Source organism: Enterococcus sp. 7F3_DIV0205, from assembly GCF_002141365.2.
GTDB lineage: Bacteria > Bacillota > Bacilli > Lactobacillales > Enterococcaceae > Enterococcus_L > Enterococcus_L palustris.
This window is the reverse complement of the sequence record NZ_CP147244.1, coordinates 2012825-2030181: the sequence shown is the minus strand read 5'-3', so window position 1 is coordinate 2030181 and position 17357 is coordinate 2012825. Positions and strand designations below refer to the sequence as shown.

15 protein-coding genes are annotated in these 17357 nt (G+C 38.0%); 13 read left to right on the top strand and 2 right to left on the bottom strand.

Annotation, left to right across the window (positions count from 1 at the left end; genetic code table 11):
* Nucleotides 1-24 precede the first annotated feature (24 nt).
* The 5 genes from A5821_RS09675 to A5821_RS09655 all read left to right on the top strand — a co-directional run bounded on the left by A5821_RS09675 (nt 25) and on the right by A5821_RS09655 (nt 5079).
* Nucleotides 25-1467 carry a cytosine permease gene (locus A5821_RS09675; RefSeq protein ID WP_086314374.1) on the top strand — a complete coding sequence of 481 codons (1443 nt, stop codon included), beginning with the start codon at nt 25-27 and terminating at the stop codon, nt 1465-1467.
* A complete protein-coding gene (locus A5821_RS09670) occupies nt 1464-1940 on the top strand; it encodes a nucleoside deaminase (RefSeq protein WP_086314373.1) in 477 nt (158 codons plus the stop codon). The genes A5821_RS09675 and A5821_RS09670 overlap by 4 nt, the downstream gene beginning before the upstream one ends.
* Entirely contained in the window at nt 1937-2893 is a 957-nt protein-coding gene (gene arcC, locus A5821_RS09665) for a carbamate kinase (protein ID WP_086314372.1), read from the top strand. The genes A5821_RS09670 and arcC overlap by 4 nt, the downstream gene beginning before the upstream one ends.
* Before the next feature lie 314 nt (nt 2894-3207).
* On the top strand, nt 3208-3771 hold the full coding sequence (efp, locus tag A5821_RS09660; RefSeq protein ID WP_010772247.1) for an elongation factor P: 564 nt from the start codon (nt 3208-3210) through the stop codon (nt 3769-3771).
* A gap of 144 nt (nt 3772-3915) precedes the next feature.
* The gene (locus tag A5821_RS09655; protein ID WP_086314371.1) at nt 3916-5079 is read left to right on the top strand and encodes a cation:proton antiporter; all 1164 of its coding nucleotides are present in this window, start codon (nt 3916-3918) and stop codon (nt 5077-5079) included.
* A gap of 58 nt (nt 5080-5137) precedes the next feature.
* Here A5821_RS09655 and A5821_RS09650 read toward each other — a convergent pair whose 3' ends face one another.
* On the bottom strand, nt 5138-6607 hold the full coding sequence (locus A5821_RS09650; protein ID WP_086314370.1) for a peptide MFS transporter: 1470 nt from the start codon (nt 6605-6607) through the stop codon (nt 5138-5140).
* Between the two features lie 188 nt (nt 6608-6795).
* Between A5821_RS09650 and A5821_RS09645 the strand changes: the two genes are divergently transcribed.
* The 7 genes from A5821_RS09645 (at nt 6796) to A5821_RS09615 (ending at nt 14253) form a co-directional block, all read left to right on the top strand.
* Nucleotides 6796-7173, top strand: coding sequence for a YbgA family protein (locus tag A5821_RS09645; protein ID WP_086314369.1), 378 nt, complete (start codon nt 6796-6798; stop codon nt 7171-7173).
* 213 nt (nt 7174-7386) lie between these two features.
* Nucleotides 7387-8223: an ABC transporter permease gene (locus tag A5821_RS09640; RefSeq protein WP_086314368.1), complete on the top strand. Its 837-nt coding sequence runs from the start codon at nt 7387-7389 to the stop codon at nt 8221-8223.
* Complete coding sequence (locus tag A5821_RS09635; RefSeq protein WP_086314367.1) at nt 8216-8995, top strand: ABC transporter permease; 780 nt, start codon at nt 8216-8218, stop codon at nt 8993-8995. Before A5821_RS09640 ends, A5821_RS09635 begins: the two co-directional genes overlap by 8 nt.
* A gap of 57 nt (nt 8996-9052) precedes the next feature.
* A complete protein-coding gene (locus A5821_RS09630) occupies nt 9053-10093 on the top strand; it encodes an ABC transporter ATP-binding protein (protein ID WP_086314366.1) in 1041 nt (346 codons plus the stop codon).
* A gap of 27 nt (nt 10094-10120) precedes the next feature.
* Nucleotides 10121-11185 (top strand): ABC transporter substrate-binding protein, encoded by a 1065-nt coding sequence (locus tag A5821_RS09625; RefSeq protein WP_086314365.1) that lies wholly within the window; start codon nt 10121-10123, stop codon nt 11183-11185.
* Between the two features lie 22 nt (nt 11186-11207).
* Nucleotides 11208-12947, top strand: a complete 1740-nt coding sequence (locus A5821_RS09620) for an adenine deaminase C-terminal domain-containing protein (protein ID WP_086314364.1) — start codon at nt 11208-11210, stop codon at nt 12945-12947.
* The gene (locus tag A5821_RS09615) at nt 12931-14253 is read left to right on the top strand and encodes an amidohydrolase (RefSeq protein ID WP_086314363.1); all 1323 of its coding nucleotides are present in this window, start codon (nt 12931-12933) and stop codon (nt 14251-14253) included. The genes A5821_RS09620 and A5821_RS09615 overlap by 17 nt, the downstream gene beginning before the upstream one ends.
* Nucleotides 14254-14365: 112 nt before the next feature.
* Here A5821_RS09615 and A5821_RS09610 read toward each other — a convergent pair whose 3' ends face one another.
* Entirely contained in the window at nt 14366-15469 is a 1104-nt protein-coding gene (locus A5821_RS09610; protein WP_086314362.1) for an NAD(P)/FAD-dependent oxidoreductase, read from the bottom strand.
* A 229-nt stretch (nt 15470-15698) separates the two neighbouring features.
* Between A5821_RS09610 and A5821_RS09605 the strand changes: the two genes are divergently transcribed.
* Nucleotides 15699-17345 carry a peptide ABC transporter substrate-binding protein gene (locus A5821_RS09605; RefSeq protein ID WP_086314361.1) on the top strand — a complete coding sequence of 549 codons (1647 nt, stop codon included), beginning with the start codon at nt 15699-15701 and terminating at the stop codon, nt 17343-17345.
* The last annotated feature ends 12 nt before the right edge of the window (nt 17346-17357 follow it).

Sequence of the window (17357 nt, the reverse complement as noted above, 5' to 3'; positions counted from 1 at the left end):
AGAAATGTATTGGAGGAAAATACAATGGAATCAGTAGAAAAACAAGCCATCGTGACAACACCGACCTATTCAGCAGAATTACTGCCAAAAACGGGGGCAGATAAAAATTGGGGTATCTTCAACTATGTGACATTATGGATGGGTGCGGTGCATAATATTCTTTCTTATATGACTGTAGCAGGCTTTTTCTTACTAGGTTTAAATACAAAACAAGTGTTGGCGGCTGTTATGTTATCGGCTGTAATTGTATCGATCTTTTATGTATTGAATGGTGTTGCCTCTGCTAAATATGGGTTGCCGTTTCCAATGTTGCTGCGTTCAGTGTTTGGTGTAAAAGGAGCGATCATTCCCTCGTTATGTCGTGGGTTGATCGCAGGAGTTGTTTTCTTTGGGACACAAAGCGTTGTAAGTGCTCAATCGCTAGACGTTTTGTTTAGTCGAATCTTTCCTGATTATATGACTATTGGCGGAGGAATGACGATTCTTGGAATGCCTGCACCAACGATGTTGAGTTATTTAATTGTTTGGTGTGTGACAGTTGCACTATTTTTAGGCGGAACAAAAGTCTTGGATAAATTTGGTAACTGGTCTTCACCAATCGTTTACGTTTTTATTATTGGAGCGGCTGTTTGGACGATTCAAATTGCGGGTGGTTTCGGTCCGATATTGGCTTACTCTCCAGCGAATGCGACAACGAGTCCGATTGTTTTTATTGCATGTGTAAGTGCTTTGGTTTCAAATTGGGCAGGTCCGATCGTGAATATCGGTGACTTTACGCAAAAGGCTAAAACGCCGAGAGACATGATCATTGGCTTGCCGTTAGGTTTTATTCTTTCTTATATTTTGTTTGCGGTTACATGTGTTGGTTTGATTGCAGGAACTCAAATTGCTTTTGGTGAACCGATTTTCAATATTGTGAATGCGTTTGATAAAATCAATAATACATTTGCCGTATTTGTATTGATTTTGGCCTTAAATATGGGGGCTTTAGCGTTTGTTGTATTTGGCAATTTATTTCCAGCAGGGTTGCAAATGTCATCATTATTTCCTAAATTTTTAGATGTGAAAAAAGCGGGAGTCTTAACGGCTATTATTGGTACGATGATTCTACCATGGAAACTAGTAGAAAATGCGTCCACATTATTTTATTTCTACAGTTTCATTGGTTCGATGTTTGGTCCCATTGCTGGGATCATGTTAGCTAGTTTTTATATTGAACATAAGCAAGTAATCAATTTAGAAAATATCTATGTTGAAAATGGCGACTTAGGTGAATTTAAATCAGGCTATAACAAAAAAGCGATGATTACCTTAGCGACTAGTTTTGTGATCACGATGTCTGGTGCATTTTTACAGTCAGTTCCATTGTTGAAAACGATCAATGACTTTGCTTTCTTTTCAGGGTTGATCTTTTCATTTGTTGTATATAGTGTTCTAAGTAAAGTAATGAAGGGGGAAAAATCATGAACTATATGAAAATGGCGGCGGATGCAACTGTTGCTGGAATGGAAAAGAAATTTGGCGGTCCATTTGGAGCAACCTTAGTTAGAAATGGCGAAGTGATCGTTTCAGTCAGTAATACGATGATGAGAGACACTGATCCATCAGCACATGCAGAAATGGTTGCTGTGCGTGAAGCGTGTAAAAAGTTAAATACGATGGACTTATCCGACTGTGAAATCTATGCAACTTGTGAACCTTGTCCGATGTGCGTTGGGGCAATTTTATGGGCTGGGATCAAAACCGTTTATTATTCAAATACTAGAGAAGATGCTGCAAAACATGGCTTTTCGGATATGCATTTACGAAATTATTTAGACGGCACAGATCAATCGACCTTAGCGATGATTCATACAGGCGGATGCCCTGAATGCGATTCTTTATGGCAAACATTTGATGAAATCAATTCAAATGATGTGGAGAAAGTAGGCGGAAAATGAAACGTGTAGTGGTAGCATTAGGCGGGAATGCGATTTTGGAAAGTGATCCCACAGCGGCGGCACAACAAAAAATCGTTCAAGAGACAGCTGAATCACTTGCAGCTTTATTGACTGATGAAATGGAACTCGTGATTGTTCATGGCAATGGTCCTCAAGTTGGGAATCTAATGTTGCAACAAGCAGCATCTGATTCGGTAGAAAACCCAGCAATGCCTTTGGATACTTGTGTCGCTATGACAGAAGGGAGCATTGGGTATTGGTTGGTCAATGCACTGACTAATGCCTTAGAAAAAAGAAAAATCACTCGCGATGTTGCAGCGATCGTAACACAAGTTGAAGTGTCGCAAAATGATGAAGGATTTGTTCATCCGAGTAAACCGATCGGGCCATTTTTTTCAGAATCTAAAGCGCAAGAATTGATGGAAATGACAGGTGCCTTATACATGGAAGATGCTGGAAGAGGATTTCGTAAAGTTGTGCCTTCCCCAAGACCGATCGCAATCAAAGAAAGTAAGACCATTCAATTATTGCTTGAAAACGGAGTTGTAACGGTTGCCGGAGGTGGCGGAGGAATTCCAGTTGTTCAATCAGGAGGTGGTTTACAAGGAATTGAAGCAGTCATTGATAAAGATCTTGCGGCGGAAAAATTGGCGGAGTTGATTGAAGCAGATACGTTGATTATTTTAACGGGTGTAACCAATGTGTTCGTTCACTATAACCAGCCAAATCAAAAAGCTTTAGAAACAGTCAGTATTTCTGAAATCGAACACTACATCAAGGAGGGTCAGTTTGCCCCAGGTAGTATGCTCCCAAAAGTTGAAGCGGCAGTTCAATTCGCTAAAAGAAGACCAACAAATAAAGCCGTAATCACGTCACTAGAGAATCTAAAAAATTTGGGTAAAGGTGAACAAGGAACTGTTGTTGTCCAAAAAGAGCAGATGGCGATTCGTTAATCTACTGATGTAAAAGAAATTATGGGGATGTTACTATTTATCTAGTGTTCATGTGATTGAAAGATAACTCAATGAGTTACCTTCCAATCACTTTTTTTTGCTAATTTGGATTTTACAAGTTTTTACTACAAAAAAAAGACACTCAGACAACGTATTCTCTAGAATATCCGCTTGTAATCTGCTACAATGGGTGAGAAGAATTTTTTTAAGAAGTCTCTCTACTATCGAATCAATGTAATCTAGATATAGAGGCACTACACTAACGTTTCGACCAAACGTTTCGGTCGAACCTTAAAGAAAGAGGAGAAAACAACATGATAGCAGTAAGCGATCTTAAAGCAGGTATGACTTTTGAACAAGACGGTAAATTAATCCGTGTAATGGATGCTAGTCACCACAAACCTGGTAAAGGAAATACCGTTATGCGTATGAAATTAAAAGATGTTCGTACAGGAACAACAACGGATACTACAATGCGTCCAGATGACAAAGTAAAAAAAGCGTTTATCGAAAATAAACCTGTACAATACCTATACAGCCAAGATGATACAGCCAATTTTATGGATTTAGAAACATATGAGCAATACGAAATCCCAACTTCTGTGATCGAAGAAGAACTAAAATATCTTCTAGAAAATATGGAAGTAAAAATTCAATTTTACGGATCAGAAGTAATCGGGATCACATTGCCAACAACGGTTGTCTTAAAAGTAAAAGAAACGCAACCATCGATCAAAGGCGCAACTGTTTCAGGTTCTGGAAAACCAGCAATCATGGAAACGGGCTTAGTAGTCAATGTTCCTGACTTTATTGAAGCGGATGAATCATTAGAAATCAATACACAAGAAGGTACGTATTTAAAACGTGCTTCAAAATAATTAAAGTGAATGAGCTGGCAGGTAGTAAGAGACCTGTCAGTTTTTTTATTATGCTCATAGTATACGAATCTTTTGGTCGCTACTAAAACGAGTTACCGTGGTACAATGAGATATATGTTTTTTATAGTAGAAAGGGAGAGAAAGATGGGGTTTTTATTAACATTATGTCTAGTCTTGCTATTCACCAAACTTGCTGGACATTTTTGTAATCGAGTGGGCATTCCTTCTGTGATTGGAGAATTATTAGTCGGAATCTTAATTGGTCCAGCTATTCTAGGTTGGATCAAGCCAGATGATTTTATGCATTACTTTTCTGAAATCGGCGTTATTATTTTAATGTTTATTGCTGGTCTGGAAAGTGATTTGGAATTATTAAAAAAATATTGGCGACCAGCCTTGTCAGTTGCACTTTTAGGGATTGTTTTTCCTGCGGCGATGGGGTTTGGTGTGGGGGAAGCTTTTCAGTTTTCCGTACAGAATTCCATTTTTTTAGGTGTTTTGTTTAGTGCGACATCTGTGAGTATTTCCGTACAGGTATTAAAGGACCTAAAGAAGATCGACAGTGAAGAAGGCGCGACAATTCTTGGTGCAGCTGTTGTAGATGATATCGTTGTGGTATTGATTTTAGGAATCATGTTGAGTTTGATGAACCGATCGACACCTGGTGGAAGTTTGCCGATGTGGGAAGTTTTACTGCTGAAGGTTTTCTTCTTTATTGTGATTTTTGCAGCTAGTAAATGGTTGGTCCCGTGGTTACTGAATTTGAGTAAAAAATTGATCGCGATTGAGGCTGTTTCGGCAATCTCTTTAGTTATTTGTTTAGGTTTTGCTTATTTTGCAGAAATGCTGGACATGGGTGCTATCATCGGAGCATTTTTTGCAGGTGTAGCAATTGCACAGACAGATTATCGTAAGCGAGTAGATGAAAAATTAGAGACGATCGGGTATACCGTGTTTATTCCGATGTTTTTTGTTTCTATTGGTCTAAACATGACGTTTGCCGGTATGTCAAAGCATTTTTTGTTTATTATTGTTTTAACGATAGTTGCAGTTTTGTCGAAATTGTTAGGCGGTGCTTTAGGTGCACGCGTAACGGGTTTCAAAGGTGTGTCTACTCTGATCATTGGGTCAGGTATGGTTTCTAGAGGTGAAATGGCCTTGATCATTGCTCAAGTGGGCTTGACCTCAAGTTTTCTTTCAGAAGAGTATTATTCTTCTGTGATCATTGTGATTATTGCGACAACGATCATTGCGCCGTTATTGCTAAAAGCAACGATCATGAAACAAGAAAAACAACTTAATTACTAGAATAAAAACAGTTTCCGTCAAAGCCTTATGAAACATGCTTTGACGGAAACTGTTTTTTTTAGTGGATAGATCCCATTAATTTTTTGATAGGATTTTTAGAAAGAATCAAGATAATACCAGCAATCACAGCTACGAATCCTACAATTCCAAAATACGCTGATTCAGTTTGAGGTGTATAAAAACGAGCGATTTGAGCATTGATTGCTTGTGAAGCAGCGTCAGCCAACAGCCAAATTGCGACAGTTTGCGATTCAAAAGCTTTAGGTGCAAGCTTTGTTGTAATCGACAACCCAACTGGAGAAATACACATCTCCCCTACGATCATAATGAAGAAACTAAAGAACAACCATAAAGGACTAACTCTTGTATTAGTGCCATAAAGCAATCCAGGCAGCATCAAAAGAACAAAAGACAGACCAGCAAAAACCAATCCCAATGAAAATTTGACCACTGTTGAAGGTTGCTTCTTCCCTAATCTTGTCCATAAAGTCACGAACACAGGTGTTAAAACAACAACAAAAATTGGATTTAACGATTGGAACCAACTAGGTGCAATGGAAAAACCGAATAAGGTATCATTTGTCCGTTCATTTGCGAATAATGCTAAAATAGAAGAGCCTTGTTCTTCTAGGGACCAAAAGACAATTCCTGCTAAAAATAAAGGAATGTAACCAAGTACTTTAGGTTTTTCTTCAGCGGTCACATTTTTTGAAGTCAGCATCTTAATAAAATAATAGACAGGCAGTAAAATACCTAAGAAGCTAACGCTATTAATAAAGAATCCAATTGTTAACTGTCCCATAATATAGGCACCGCCAAAAAGAACGATGACAAAAACAAGAGCAAGTAATAACGAGCGTATGAACTTTTTCCGTTCTTCTGTACCGATTGGATTCGTTGGTTTTAAACCAATACCGTCTAGTGATTTCTTCCCTTGTAGATAATATTGTAACAAGCCGAAAAACATACCGAAAGCAGCTACTGAGAACCCAACATGATAGTTATAAGTTTGACCTAACGTTCCAACGACAAACGGTGCCAGTAACGCACCAATATTGATACCCATATAGAAAATAGAAAAACCAGCATCACGACGTGTGTCTGTTTTCGAATAAAGATGTCCGACCATGCCAGAGACATTAGGTTTTAGCATTCCTGTACCGATCACGATCAGAAGAATGGAAAGGAATAATGCAGCAATTCCAAACGGTGTCGCTAGAACAATGTGACCGACCATGATGAATACGCCGCCAAAGAAAACCGTTTTTCTAGCACCTAACACGCGGTCAGAGATCCAGCCGCCAACGATACTAGACATAAAAACAAGTGATCCATAAATCGACATAATTGCCAAAGCTGTTTCTTTGGGTAAACCTAACCCGCCATTTGCGACCGTATCATAAATATAATACAGTAAAATTGCCCGCATACCATAGTAACTAAATCTCTCCCACATCTCAGTAAAGAAGAGTGTAGACAATCCTTTGGGCTGTCCCAAAAACGACTTGTCTAACTGCTGATCATCCATAAATAATAACCTCAATTCTTTTTAATATTCAGATAATTTATTTAACCTAGAATTACTGAAAAAAGTATATAGCATATATTCTAAACTTTTAGTCTTTTAAATATCATAAATTTTCATGAATAGACTATAAGAAAATTGGTTTTTTTATTCATTTTTTTATCATATAAGAATAGAAAGGAAGAGTTTTATTGAAAATAATAGCACAAAGACAGCAAGAGTGGCGCTCGCTGAAGTATTTGATTTTGTCAAAGTCTCAACCAGATTATAGAGCAATCAGGAGATTGTTTACGGATAATGAGTGGGATGAAAGAAAAGAACAAGCATTTCGAGGTTATCTGCAGCACGCATTAGCTCAGCCGCCAAAAAAAGGCAATCTCCTAAATGCGTATCAACACGTTTGGGGGTATTTTAAAAACATAGCGACAGCGACAGAGCGACAAAAATATGAAGAACTGATTGAAACATTTTCTGTAGAGCAGGATGAATTACTCCCTTTTTTAAAAGAACTCACGTTAAAATACAAAGAACAATATCTACTACAGTCAAAACTCCTCTTTCCTCAATAGGGCAAATAACTAAATAATTAGCAAAAAGCGATTCAAACGGCGAATTATGGTTTTAAGTTCGTTATAAATGTTTGAATTCGCTTTTTTTGTATGTATAAATACAATTATTTGCCAATACACGAATGTTTATTGTTTTAATTTAAAAAACATATTGAAATTGGTTTGTAAAATGAGTATACTGAATCAGTGGAAAAACGAACGAGGAGTGTGTAAATGAACAAGAATGTTCCGTATTTTATTGTAGCACCTGGAATGATTTTATTACTATTTTTCTTAATGATTCCTTTGGTTACCAGTATTTTGCCAACTATTTTCTCAGATCAAGGGGTAACATTAAGCAACTACCTCGATTTTTTTAAAGACGAATATAATCTATCGATCTTTTGGCGCACGATCAGAGTTTCGCTGATTGTTACGTTTATTTCAATTTTACTGGGAATTCCAACCGCTTATTACATCGCTGGAGTTAGTAAAAAATGGCGTGGGATTTTAATGGCGATGACCTTGTTTCCGCTGTTGACCAATTCAGTGATTCGTAGTTTTGCTTGGATCAATATTTTAGGGAAAACAGGTGTAGTCAATACGTTGTTATTGAAAACAGGTTTGATTGCTCAGCCGCTGAATTTACTTTATACAGAATTTGCTATTATTATCGGCTCTGTTTATCTTTTTTTACCAACAATGATCATGACGCTTGTAGGCGTTCTGGAAAATATTGAAGGGGAGATGTTGGAAGCAGCCGAAACGTTAGGCGCAAGTCCATTCACGGCTTTTCGGAAAGTTGTATTGCCGCTTTCGATTCCTGGAACGATTGTTGGGAGTATCTTAGTTTTTACTGGCACACTGACTGCCTACACCACACCGCAATTATTAGGTGGGAATCAGAAAATGATGATGTCGACCTTTTTATATCAAAAAGCCAATACATTAGGAGATTGGAAAGCAGCGAGCGTTTTAGCCTTGATTATGATCGTTGTTACGTTGATTGTCATGAAAGGACTCGATGTAGTCGCTAAAAAAGTTGATAGGAGAGAAGCCAATAATGCGTAAACAAAAAGGGATGACGCTGATTGCGATCCTAGTATTCTTATTTTTATTCTTACCCCTTTGCTTGATTGTTGTTACGTCCTTTGGAACCGAAGCAGCTATCCAGTTTCCAATTAAAGGATTTACATTAGATTGGTATGCAAAAGCCATACAGTCAGATACGTTTATGAGCAGTTTTAAATTGAGTTTGATCATCGGTGTACTAGCGACTGTTTTAGCCTTGATCGTTGGGATTCCAGCGTCGTATGCACTAGCACGTTATTCAGTAAGAGGAAGAAACTTTATCAAAAGCTTCTTTTTATCACCAACTGTGATTCCAGGTATCGTGGTTGGGTACACATTATTTCAATATATTGTCATCAAATTAGGGTTGCCGATTTTTCAAGGCTTGCTGATTGGGCATTTTTTGATCAGCTTACCCTATATTATTCGTGTTGTGGGTTCAAGTATGGAGCAGCTAGATTATTCAATGGAAGAAGTAGCTTGGACATTAGGCTGTACGAAGATTCGGGCTTTTATCAAAATTGTTTTACCGAACGTATCATCAGGGATTTTTGCTGCATTTATGCTAGCCTTTGTCAATTCATTTAATAATGTTCCTGTTTCGATGTTTTTATCTGGACCAGGAGTTACCATGTTGCCGACTTCGTTACTTAGCTACATGGAATACAATTATGATCCAACTGTTTCAGCCATTTCAGTAATGCTGATGTTACTGACAATGGGCTTGATGTTTTTGATCGAAAAAACATTAGGACTAGCTTCGATTGCATAAATAAAAGAGCGATTAATCGTAGATTTCCGACTTAATAGGTAGAAAGAGGAGAAAATTTTGACTTTTGTTGATTTAAAAGAAATACGTGTCAGCTATGATGGCAAACAAGATATATTAAAAGATTTAAGCATTTCGATGGAAAAAGGCGAACTGGTTTCATTGCTAGGTCCAAGTGGATGTGGGAAAACAACCACGCTTCGAGTGATCGCAGGATTGATCAAACCAAACGACGGTTCTTTTGAATTAGATGATGATGATTTAACCAAGGTTCCTGTGCACAAACGAAATTTTGGTATGGTATTTCAAAGTTACGCCTTATTTCCTCATTTGACGATTGCTGAAAATGTTGCTTTTGGCTTGAAGTTAAGAAAAGAAAGCAAAGATAGTACAAAAGAAAAAGTAGCAAACATGCTTCAAGTTTGTGGCTTAGAAAATCTTGGTGATCGCTATCCGAAGCAACTTTCAGGCGGACAAAGACAACGCGTGGCTTTAGCTCGTGCCTTGATCATTGAGCCTAAGCTGTTACTATTAGACGAACCTTTAAGTAATTTAGATGCAAAATTAAGAGTAGCGATGCGGATCGAAATCAAGCGGATTCAACAACAACTAGGTATAACGACCGTATTTGTAACCCACGACCAAGAAGAATGTTTTTCCATCTCTGATAAGGTTGCGATCATGAATAATGGTGTGATCGAACAATACGATTCACCAGAAATGATCTACCGTTTGCCAAGAACAAAATTTGTAGCTCAATTTATCGGTTTTGAAAATTTCTTTGCTGTAACAAAAACTGCGGAAGGGCGATACAAAAGTGAAAATGGTCAACTTTTTACGACGACTAACCCACAGCCGGAAGCAACTGAAACTGTTGCAACAATTCGTCCAGAAGACATTGAAATTTTGAAAGAGGCAACACAAGAATCCATCGAAGGAACAATTATTGTTCGGACTTTTTTAGGGAAAAGTTATCAATATGAAGTCACAACATCACTGGGAACGCTATTGGTCAACGGAGCGAGTGAGCAAATCTATGAAACTGGAGACAGAATCAACCTTGTTTTTCCAGCAGATAAACTAGTTGTTTTAGAAAAATAAACGATAGATGAAGGGGATAGAATCAAGATGAAAAAGAAATTAATGATCGGTGTTTTAGCAACAGCAACGCTACTAATGGCAGCTTGCGGGAATAGTGAGGCGAATACAAAGAGCGATAGCAAAAGTGGAAGCAAAGCATTAGTTGTTTCAACCTTCGGCTTGAGTGAAGACATTGTCAAAAAAGATATCATAGCCCCTTTTGAAAAAAACAATGATGCTAAAGTTACTTTAGAAGTAGGGAACAGTGCAGATCGTTACACGAAATTACTGAATAATCCGAATGCTGGAATCGATGTGATCGAGCTTGCACAAGCCAATGCAACCCAAGGAAACAAAGAGAAGTTGTTTGAGCAAATAACAGAAAAAGAAGTACCAAATATCAAAGATTTAACGGCTGGAGCAAAAGAAGTATATGAAAGTGGAGCTGGTATCCCGATTGCTGTTAATAGTATTGGTATTGTTTATAACAAAGAAAAAGTCGGGAAAGAAATTACTAGTTGGGACGATTTATGGTCAACAGATTTTAAAGGTAAAATTTCTGTTCCAGATATTTCCACAACAGCTGGTCCCTTGATGTTATATCTTGCGAGCGATCATGCAGGTGTAGACATCACAACGGATAAAGGCAAAGCTGCTTTTGATGCAATGAAAGAGCTAAAACCAAATGTGGTTAAGACCTATTCAAAATCTTCAGATCTTGCCAATATGTTCCAATCAGGTGAAATCGAAGTAGCAGTTGTTGCTGATTTTGCTGTAGATATTATTCAAGGCGCTTCAAAAGAGGCAACATATGTTGTTCCTGAAAGTGGTACCTACGCAAACTTCAATACAATTAATGTACCAAAAAGTTCTAAAAATAAGGAATTAGCGTATACCTTTGTTAATGAACGTATTAGTGAAGCATCACAAAAAACAAAAGCAGTGTCATTAAATGAAGGACCAACCAACAGTAAGGTGACACTTGACGAAAAACAAGCAGAAAACAAAACATACGGAAAAGTAGCAGATCGAGCAAAAACAGTTGATTTTTCATTTATCAATGATAATTTAGCTAATTGGATCGACCAATGGAATCGTACAATGAACCAATAAAAAAAGAAGAAAGGCGATAAGCATGAAAGTAGATATGATTATTCAAGATGTTTTGGTTTTTCAAACACCAACGCAATCATTTGTTAAAAAAAATGTTTCAATCAAAGATGGCAAGTTTTACTATATCAGCACTACAGAAATGACTAACTTAACGCCTACAACAGTTATCAAAGCCGAGAATCAATATATGATTCCCGGCTTGATTGATGCCCATATGCACATTGAAAGTTCAATGACAACACCAACGATATTTTCAAAAGCTGTGTTGCGTTATGGTGTAACAACGGTTGTGGCAGATGCCCATGAAATGGCCAATGTCTTTGGGTTAGAAGGATTAGAGGAATTTATGAAGGCGGAAACCGAATTGGATATATTCCATGCGATTCCTTCTTCTGTACCTTCAACGACCCCTGAATTAGAAACCACTGGTGGTATTATCGGACTTCCAGAAGTTGCAGAGTTGTTGAAAAATCCTAAAATTGTCTGTTTAGGAGAAGCCATGAATTTTAAAGGTATTGCCTATGAACCTGAGTCCTTGATCCGACAAATTATCGATTTATGTAAATCAGAGCGACCAACGATGCCGTTAGAAGGCCATTGTCCAAAAATTTACGACGAAGAGCTAGCAGCTTTTTTATTTAGCGGTATCACATCAGATCATACCCATCAATTTCCAGAATCCTTAAAAGAAAAAATCGAAGCAGGTGTTTTCATTCAATTCCAAAATAAATCGATCACACCTGAAAATATGAAGGTCATTGTAGAAAATCAGTTTTATGAATATGCCAGCATTATTACAGATGATGTAATGGCAGATGATTTACTAAAAGGTCATTTGAATGAGAACGTAAAGAAAGCCATAAAAGCAGGCTTACCAATTGAAAAAGCGATTTATATGACAACTTACACGCCAGCAAGACGCATGGGCTTTCATGATCGGGGAGAAATTGCACCGGGACGTGTAGCTGATTTTATTTTATTGAGCGACTTAAACGAGTTTACGTTTGATACAGTTTATAAATCTGGAAAAAAAGTATATGAAGATGGAGCAGCTATCCAATACCCTACAGTTGTCGAACAATTTCCAGCTCGTTATAAGCACTCTGTTCACTGCAAACCACTAACCGTTGCTGACTTAGTTATCAAAGTAGAAACAAATAAAGACAGTGTTCGCTGTAATGTGATCCAAAAACAAGAAGTAGGAACATTTACCGAGCGAATCACGAAAGAAATTCCTGTGAAAAATGGACTCTTACAATGGCAAGAAGCAGACTGCGCGTTATTGGTCGTAATGGAACGATATGGCAAAAATGCAAATATCTCACTTTCATTGATGGACAAACCAATTACCGAAAAAGGCGCAATCGCCACAACGTGGGCGCATGATCATCATAATGTGATGGTCATGGGCAATACGGTAGAAGATATCGTGCTAGCACAAAATGAATTACTTGCGATCCAAGGGGGCTACATTGTTGTTTCAAATGGAAAAATCACAGGAAAATGCCCTCTGCCTATCGGCGGCATTTTATCTCAAGCCCCAATCGAAGAATTAGGCGGAGATTTGCAAAAAGTCCGTACAAGTATGCAAAAATTAGGCTACAAAAATATGAATGAGATCATGTCATTTTCTACATTATCTCTTCCAGTTTCACCTGCGATCAAGGTCACCGACATGGGGATGATGAATACGAAAACGCAAGAGTTTTATCCATTGATTTTTCCAGAAGATGGAGTGTTGTTGAATGAAGACACTTATTAAGAATGTTCATATCCTTTCAATGGATGATTATTTTTCAGAAGTTAAAGATGGATTTGTAATGATCGAAGATGATTTAATTACAGAAATGGGGCATGTTTCTGAACTTGTTTCAGTAACTATTCAGGCAGATAAAGTGATCGATGGGAAAAAAGGGTTGCTGATCCCTGGTCTGATCAATACCCACACACATGCAGGTATGATCCCATTTCGTTCGTTAGGAGATGACGTACCTGATCGACTGCGCCGATTTTTATTTCCTTTGGAGCAACATATGACAAAAGAATTAGTAAGAGCAAGCAGTGATTATGCCATTGCTGAAATGTTGTTGAGTGGTGTAACGACGTTTTGTGATATGTACTATTTTGAAGATGAGGTAGCTAAAAGCTGTAAGGAGATGGGCATTCGCGCTCTTGTTGGTGAAACGATCATTGATATGCCGACCTGTGACAGTCCAAAACCATCTGGCGGATATGAATATTGCGAAACTTTTTTAGAAAAATGGCAGAATGATCCATTAGTTACACCGATCATTGCACCACACGCACCCAATACAAATAATTTGGAAATGCTGGAAAAAATCGTGGCACTTAGTGAAAAATACAATGCACCGATTACAATGCATGTATCTGAAATGACCTATGAAATTGAGGAGTTTCAAGAAAAATACAACCAAACACCAATAGAATTTTTACAAACATTAGGGTACTTTGAACGTAATTTTATTTTAGCTCATTGCATTTTAACAACCGAAAACGATTTAGATATCATTGCAGCCTCAAATGGAAAAGCCCGTGTGGCTCATTGTATCGGTGCGAATACTAAATCAGCAAAGGGGATAGCTCCTGTCAAACAAATGCTTGAAAAAAATATCGTAGTAGGACTAGGAACAGATGGGCCAAGCAGCGGCAATACCTTAGACTTATTTAGCCAAATGCGCTTATTTGCCAACATGCATAAAACGCATAATCAGGATCGTGCCCTTTTTCCTGCAAAAGAAATTGTTCGTCTTGCAACAATTGGTGGTGCCGAAACGTTAGGGTTGGCGGACCAAGTAGGGTCGATCGAAATCGGAAAAAAAGCGGATCTAACTTTGATTGAAACAGAATCTGTAAATATGTTTCCGATTTTTGATCCATATGCAGCGATTGTTTATTCAGCGAATGCCAGCAATGTGGAGGCGGTTTGGGTAAATGGGCAACAATTAGTGAGTGAGAAAAAAATGCTCAAACAAGAGTTGAATAAAATCAAAGAAACGTTATACCGAGAAATGAAAAACTTTGTCTTGGAAGCAAAAAAATTATCATAAAAAGCATGAGGTTGGGACAGAAGTGTTTACTTCTGATCCCACCGTTTATCCAGATTTAGAGCCCGAAACAAAACTGATTTTTAGTTTTGTCCCGGGCTCATGCTTTTTCAGTTTATTTCGATAGGTAGGTTTCAATTGGTTTTTGATAATCCTGCCAATCGCTTTTGGCTTCATTGAAATACTGTGCTAATAAAAAGCCGATATATGGACCCGTTGTTAGACCCGAAGACCCTAATCCGCTGGCAATGACTGCGCTAGGTGCATCTGGCAAATAATTAAAAAATGGAGCGAAATCTGATGTGTAGGCACGAGTTCCAACACGATAAACAGCTGGATAATTTTCAAAAAAACTGGATTCAGCGAGATAAGGGGCTGTTTTTTGCCGAAGCAGGGAAAAAGCTTCTTCTGTTGGCGTTAAATCGAATCCACCATCATTCTCATGTGTTGCGCCGACAAGAATTTGCCCATCTTCAAACGGAATCAAGTCGCTTTCACCATCCAGCATTGCAACTGGCCAACTGCCACTTTCTGTGAACGGTGTATCAAAAGCCAATAATTGTCCTTTTTGCGGTCGAATATCCGTTGTATAACCGAGAGAACCTAACAATGAAGGCAAACCAGGACCGGCACATAATGCAACGGCATCGAATGATTCAGTTCCGTTAGGTGTCTGAATAAGCCATTGCTCATGGCTTCGACTAAGATTAGCTGTATCAGCTTTTATGGTAATCATATTTGATAGTGCACGTTGTCTCAAGGTTTCTAAGTAGCTAGCACCATCTAATTTCCCTCCGCCAGTAATAAACAAGGCGGGTTGTGCTTTTAATAAAGGCAGTTTTTCTGTGACTTGTTCGGCAGTTAATAATTCGATCTCTCCGATCTCAGGTGCAGTTTGTTTTCTTTCTTGCGCTAGTTGCATAAGAGAACTAAGCTCACCGTCTTTTCTAAGAATCAAGGTGCCCGTTTGCTGATAGACACTTGCTGGTAAAGAAAAATCTTGTACGAGCTTCGTATAAAAGGCTGCTCCATCTTTTGCTAATTGATACCATTTTTTATTGCGGCGCTTAGAAAGCCAAGGGGAAATGATCCCCGCGCTAGCTTTGGTAGCTTGTCCAACAGGATTATCGTAAATCGTTACACTATACTTCTCTAAATCAACATAGTTGGCTAAGGTCAAACCAATGATCCCGCCGCCGATAATGGCTAATTTTTTCATAAGTAACTCCTTTTATATCCTTATAGAATCAAATAATTCATTTTTACATAAGTTTGTTTCGGATGCAAGAAATTTCGGAGTGTTGCGTTTTCATAAAAGATTCTTTCTAAAAAAATAAAGTTTGGTAAAAGAATAATATGGAAATGATGAGAAAACGCTTATTTTTATGGTATGATAATGAGTGTTCTATTTTTAGAAAATAAGGTTTAAACACATAGGAGGTTACTAAATGAGCAATACAAAATTAGGGTATTTACTAGCCGCTGCAAGCTGTATCATTTTGCTTGGGGGATGCGGTTCTGGTAAAGAAAAGACTGGCGAAACTGGTCAAAAATCAGCAAATAGCGAACAAACATTTTCAGTTGTAGCAAAACAAGAAATTCCATCGATCGATGCCTCGGTCACGAATGATGTTGTCGGCTGGGGTGTACTGAAAAATACAGGTGAAGGATTATTCCGTGCAGATAAAGCAGGGAAATTGGTTCCAGCAGGTGCGAAAGAAATGCCAAAAGTCAGTGAAGATGGCTTGATCTATACGTTTAAACTACGTGAAGATGCGGTCTGGTCAAATGGTGATCCTGTTGTTGCAAAAGACTATGTGTATGGCTGGCAACGGACAGTGGAACCGAAGACTGCTTCAGAAGTTGCCTATCTATTTGAATCTATCAAGAATTATCAAGCAATCATGGACGGCAAGAAACCAGCAAAAGAATTAGGGATCAAAGCATTGAACGACCATGAACTAGAAGTAACACTAGAATCGCCTGTACCATATATAGAATCATTATTGTCCTTACCACCATTTTTCCCGCAAAATGAAAAAATCATCAACGAAAGTGGCGAAAAGTATGCTAGTTCAAGTGAACATATGGTTTACAATGGACCGTTCACATTGAGTGATTTTGAAGGAGCAGGAACAGATACAAAATGGTCGTATGTAAAAAATGAGAAGTATTGGGATCAAGACAATGTTACAATGGAAAAAATCAATTTTGATGTAGTCAAAGAAGATGCGACGGCATTAAATCTATTTCAAGATGGTCAAACAGATGACATCGTTGTGACGGGTGAACTAGCTCAGCAAATGGTAGATGATCCAGCATTTTTCTCACAAGACATGTCAAATGCGACTTATGTGGAATATAATCAGACCAAAAAAGAATTTCAAAATGAAAATCTCAGAAAAGCAATTTCTTACGCTTTAGATCGTCAAACCCTAGTAGACCAAGTCTTAGGAGACGGATCGATTGCAGCAACTGGTTTAGTTCCAAAAAACATGTCATTTAATCCTGAAACAGAAGCTGATTTTGTGAAAGATTCTGGTAATCATTTGAAATATGATCCAGAAAAAGCCAAAGAATACTGGGCTAAAGCAAAAACAGAATTAGGCATCGACACGCTTAAAATCAATTTACTTTCATCAGATGCCGATTCTGCCAAAAAAGTGGTAGAATACATGCAAGGTGCGATTCAAGGAACCTTAAAAGGTGTGACTGTTGAAGTTTCATCAGTACCACTTTCCGTTCGTTTAGAACGTGGTAATAAAGGTGATTTTGATATGATTTTAGTTGGATGGGGTGCAGAATACAATGATCCTAGTGTGTTTCTAGAATTATTTGCATCAGATAATATCAATAATAGTGGTAAATACGCTAACAAGGAATTTGATAAATATTTGAAAGCTTCTGCTACAACGAATGCAGGCAATCCAACAGCTCGTTGGAATGACTTGATTGAAGCTGAAAATGTTTTAATGAATACGATGGGTGTTTGCCCAGTCTACCAAAAAGCTGAAGCGCATTTACGTAATCCAAAAATCAAAGGGATATTGCCATCTGGTCCGGAGTACGATTATAAATGGACATTCGTTGAGTAGTGATATAAAGTA

Excerpts from the sequence above, each read along its gene's own strand:
- A5821_RS09625 (WP_086314365.1), top strand. The coding sequence starts at position 10,121 with ATGAAAAAGAAATTAATGATCGGTGTTTTAGCAACAGCAACGCTACTA.
- A5821_RS09620 (WP_086314364.1), top strand. The coding sequence starts at position 11,208 with ATGAAAGTAGATATGATTATTCAAGATGTTTTGGTTTTTCAAACACCA.
- A5821_RS09605 (WP_086314361.1), top strand. The coding sequence starts at position 15,699 with ATGAGCAATACAAAATTAGGGTATTTACTAGCCGCTGCAAGCTGTATC.
- efp (WP_010772247.1), top strand. The coding sequence starts at position 3,208 with ATGATAGCAGTAAGCGATCTTAAAGCAGGTATGACTTTTGAACAAGAC.
- arcC (WP_086314372.1), top strand. The coding sequence starts at position 1,937 with ATGAAACGTGTAGTGGTAGCATTAGGCGGGAATGCGATTTTGGAAAGT.
- A5821_RS09655 (WP_086314371.1), top strand. The coding sequence starts at position 3,916 with ATGGGGTTTTTATTAACATTATGTCTAGTCTTGCTATTCACCAAACTT.
- A5821_RS09610 (WP_086314362.1), bottom strand. The coding sequence starts at position 15,469 with ATGAAAAAATTAGCCATTATCGGCGGCGGGATCATTGGTTTGACCTTA.
- A5821_RS09670 (WP_086314373.1), top strand. The coding sequence starts at position 1,464 with ATGAACTATATGAAAATGGCGGCGGATGCAACTGTTGCTGGAATGGAA.
- A5821_RS09675 (WP_086314374.1), top strand. The coding sequence starts at position 25 with ATGGAATCAGTAGAAAAACAAGCCATCGTGACAACACCGACCTATTCA.
- A5821_RS09640 (WP_086314368.1), top strand. The coding sequence starts at position 7,387 with ATGAACAAGAATGTTCCGTATTTTATTGTAGCACCTGGAATGATTTTA.
- A5821_RS09635 (WP_086314367.1), top strand. The coding sequence starts at position 8,216 with ATGCGTAAACAAAAAGGGATGACGCTGATTGCGATCCTAGTATTCTTA.
- A5821_RS09615 (WP_086314363.1), top strand. The coding sequence starts at position 12,931 with ATGAAGACACTTATTAAGAATGTTCATATCCTTTCAATGGATGATTAT.
- A5821_RS09650 (WP_086314370.1), bottom strand. The coding sequence starts at position 6,607 with ATGGATGATCAGCAGTTAGACAAGTCGTTTTTGGGACAGCCCAAAGGA.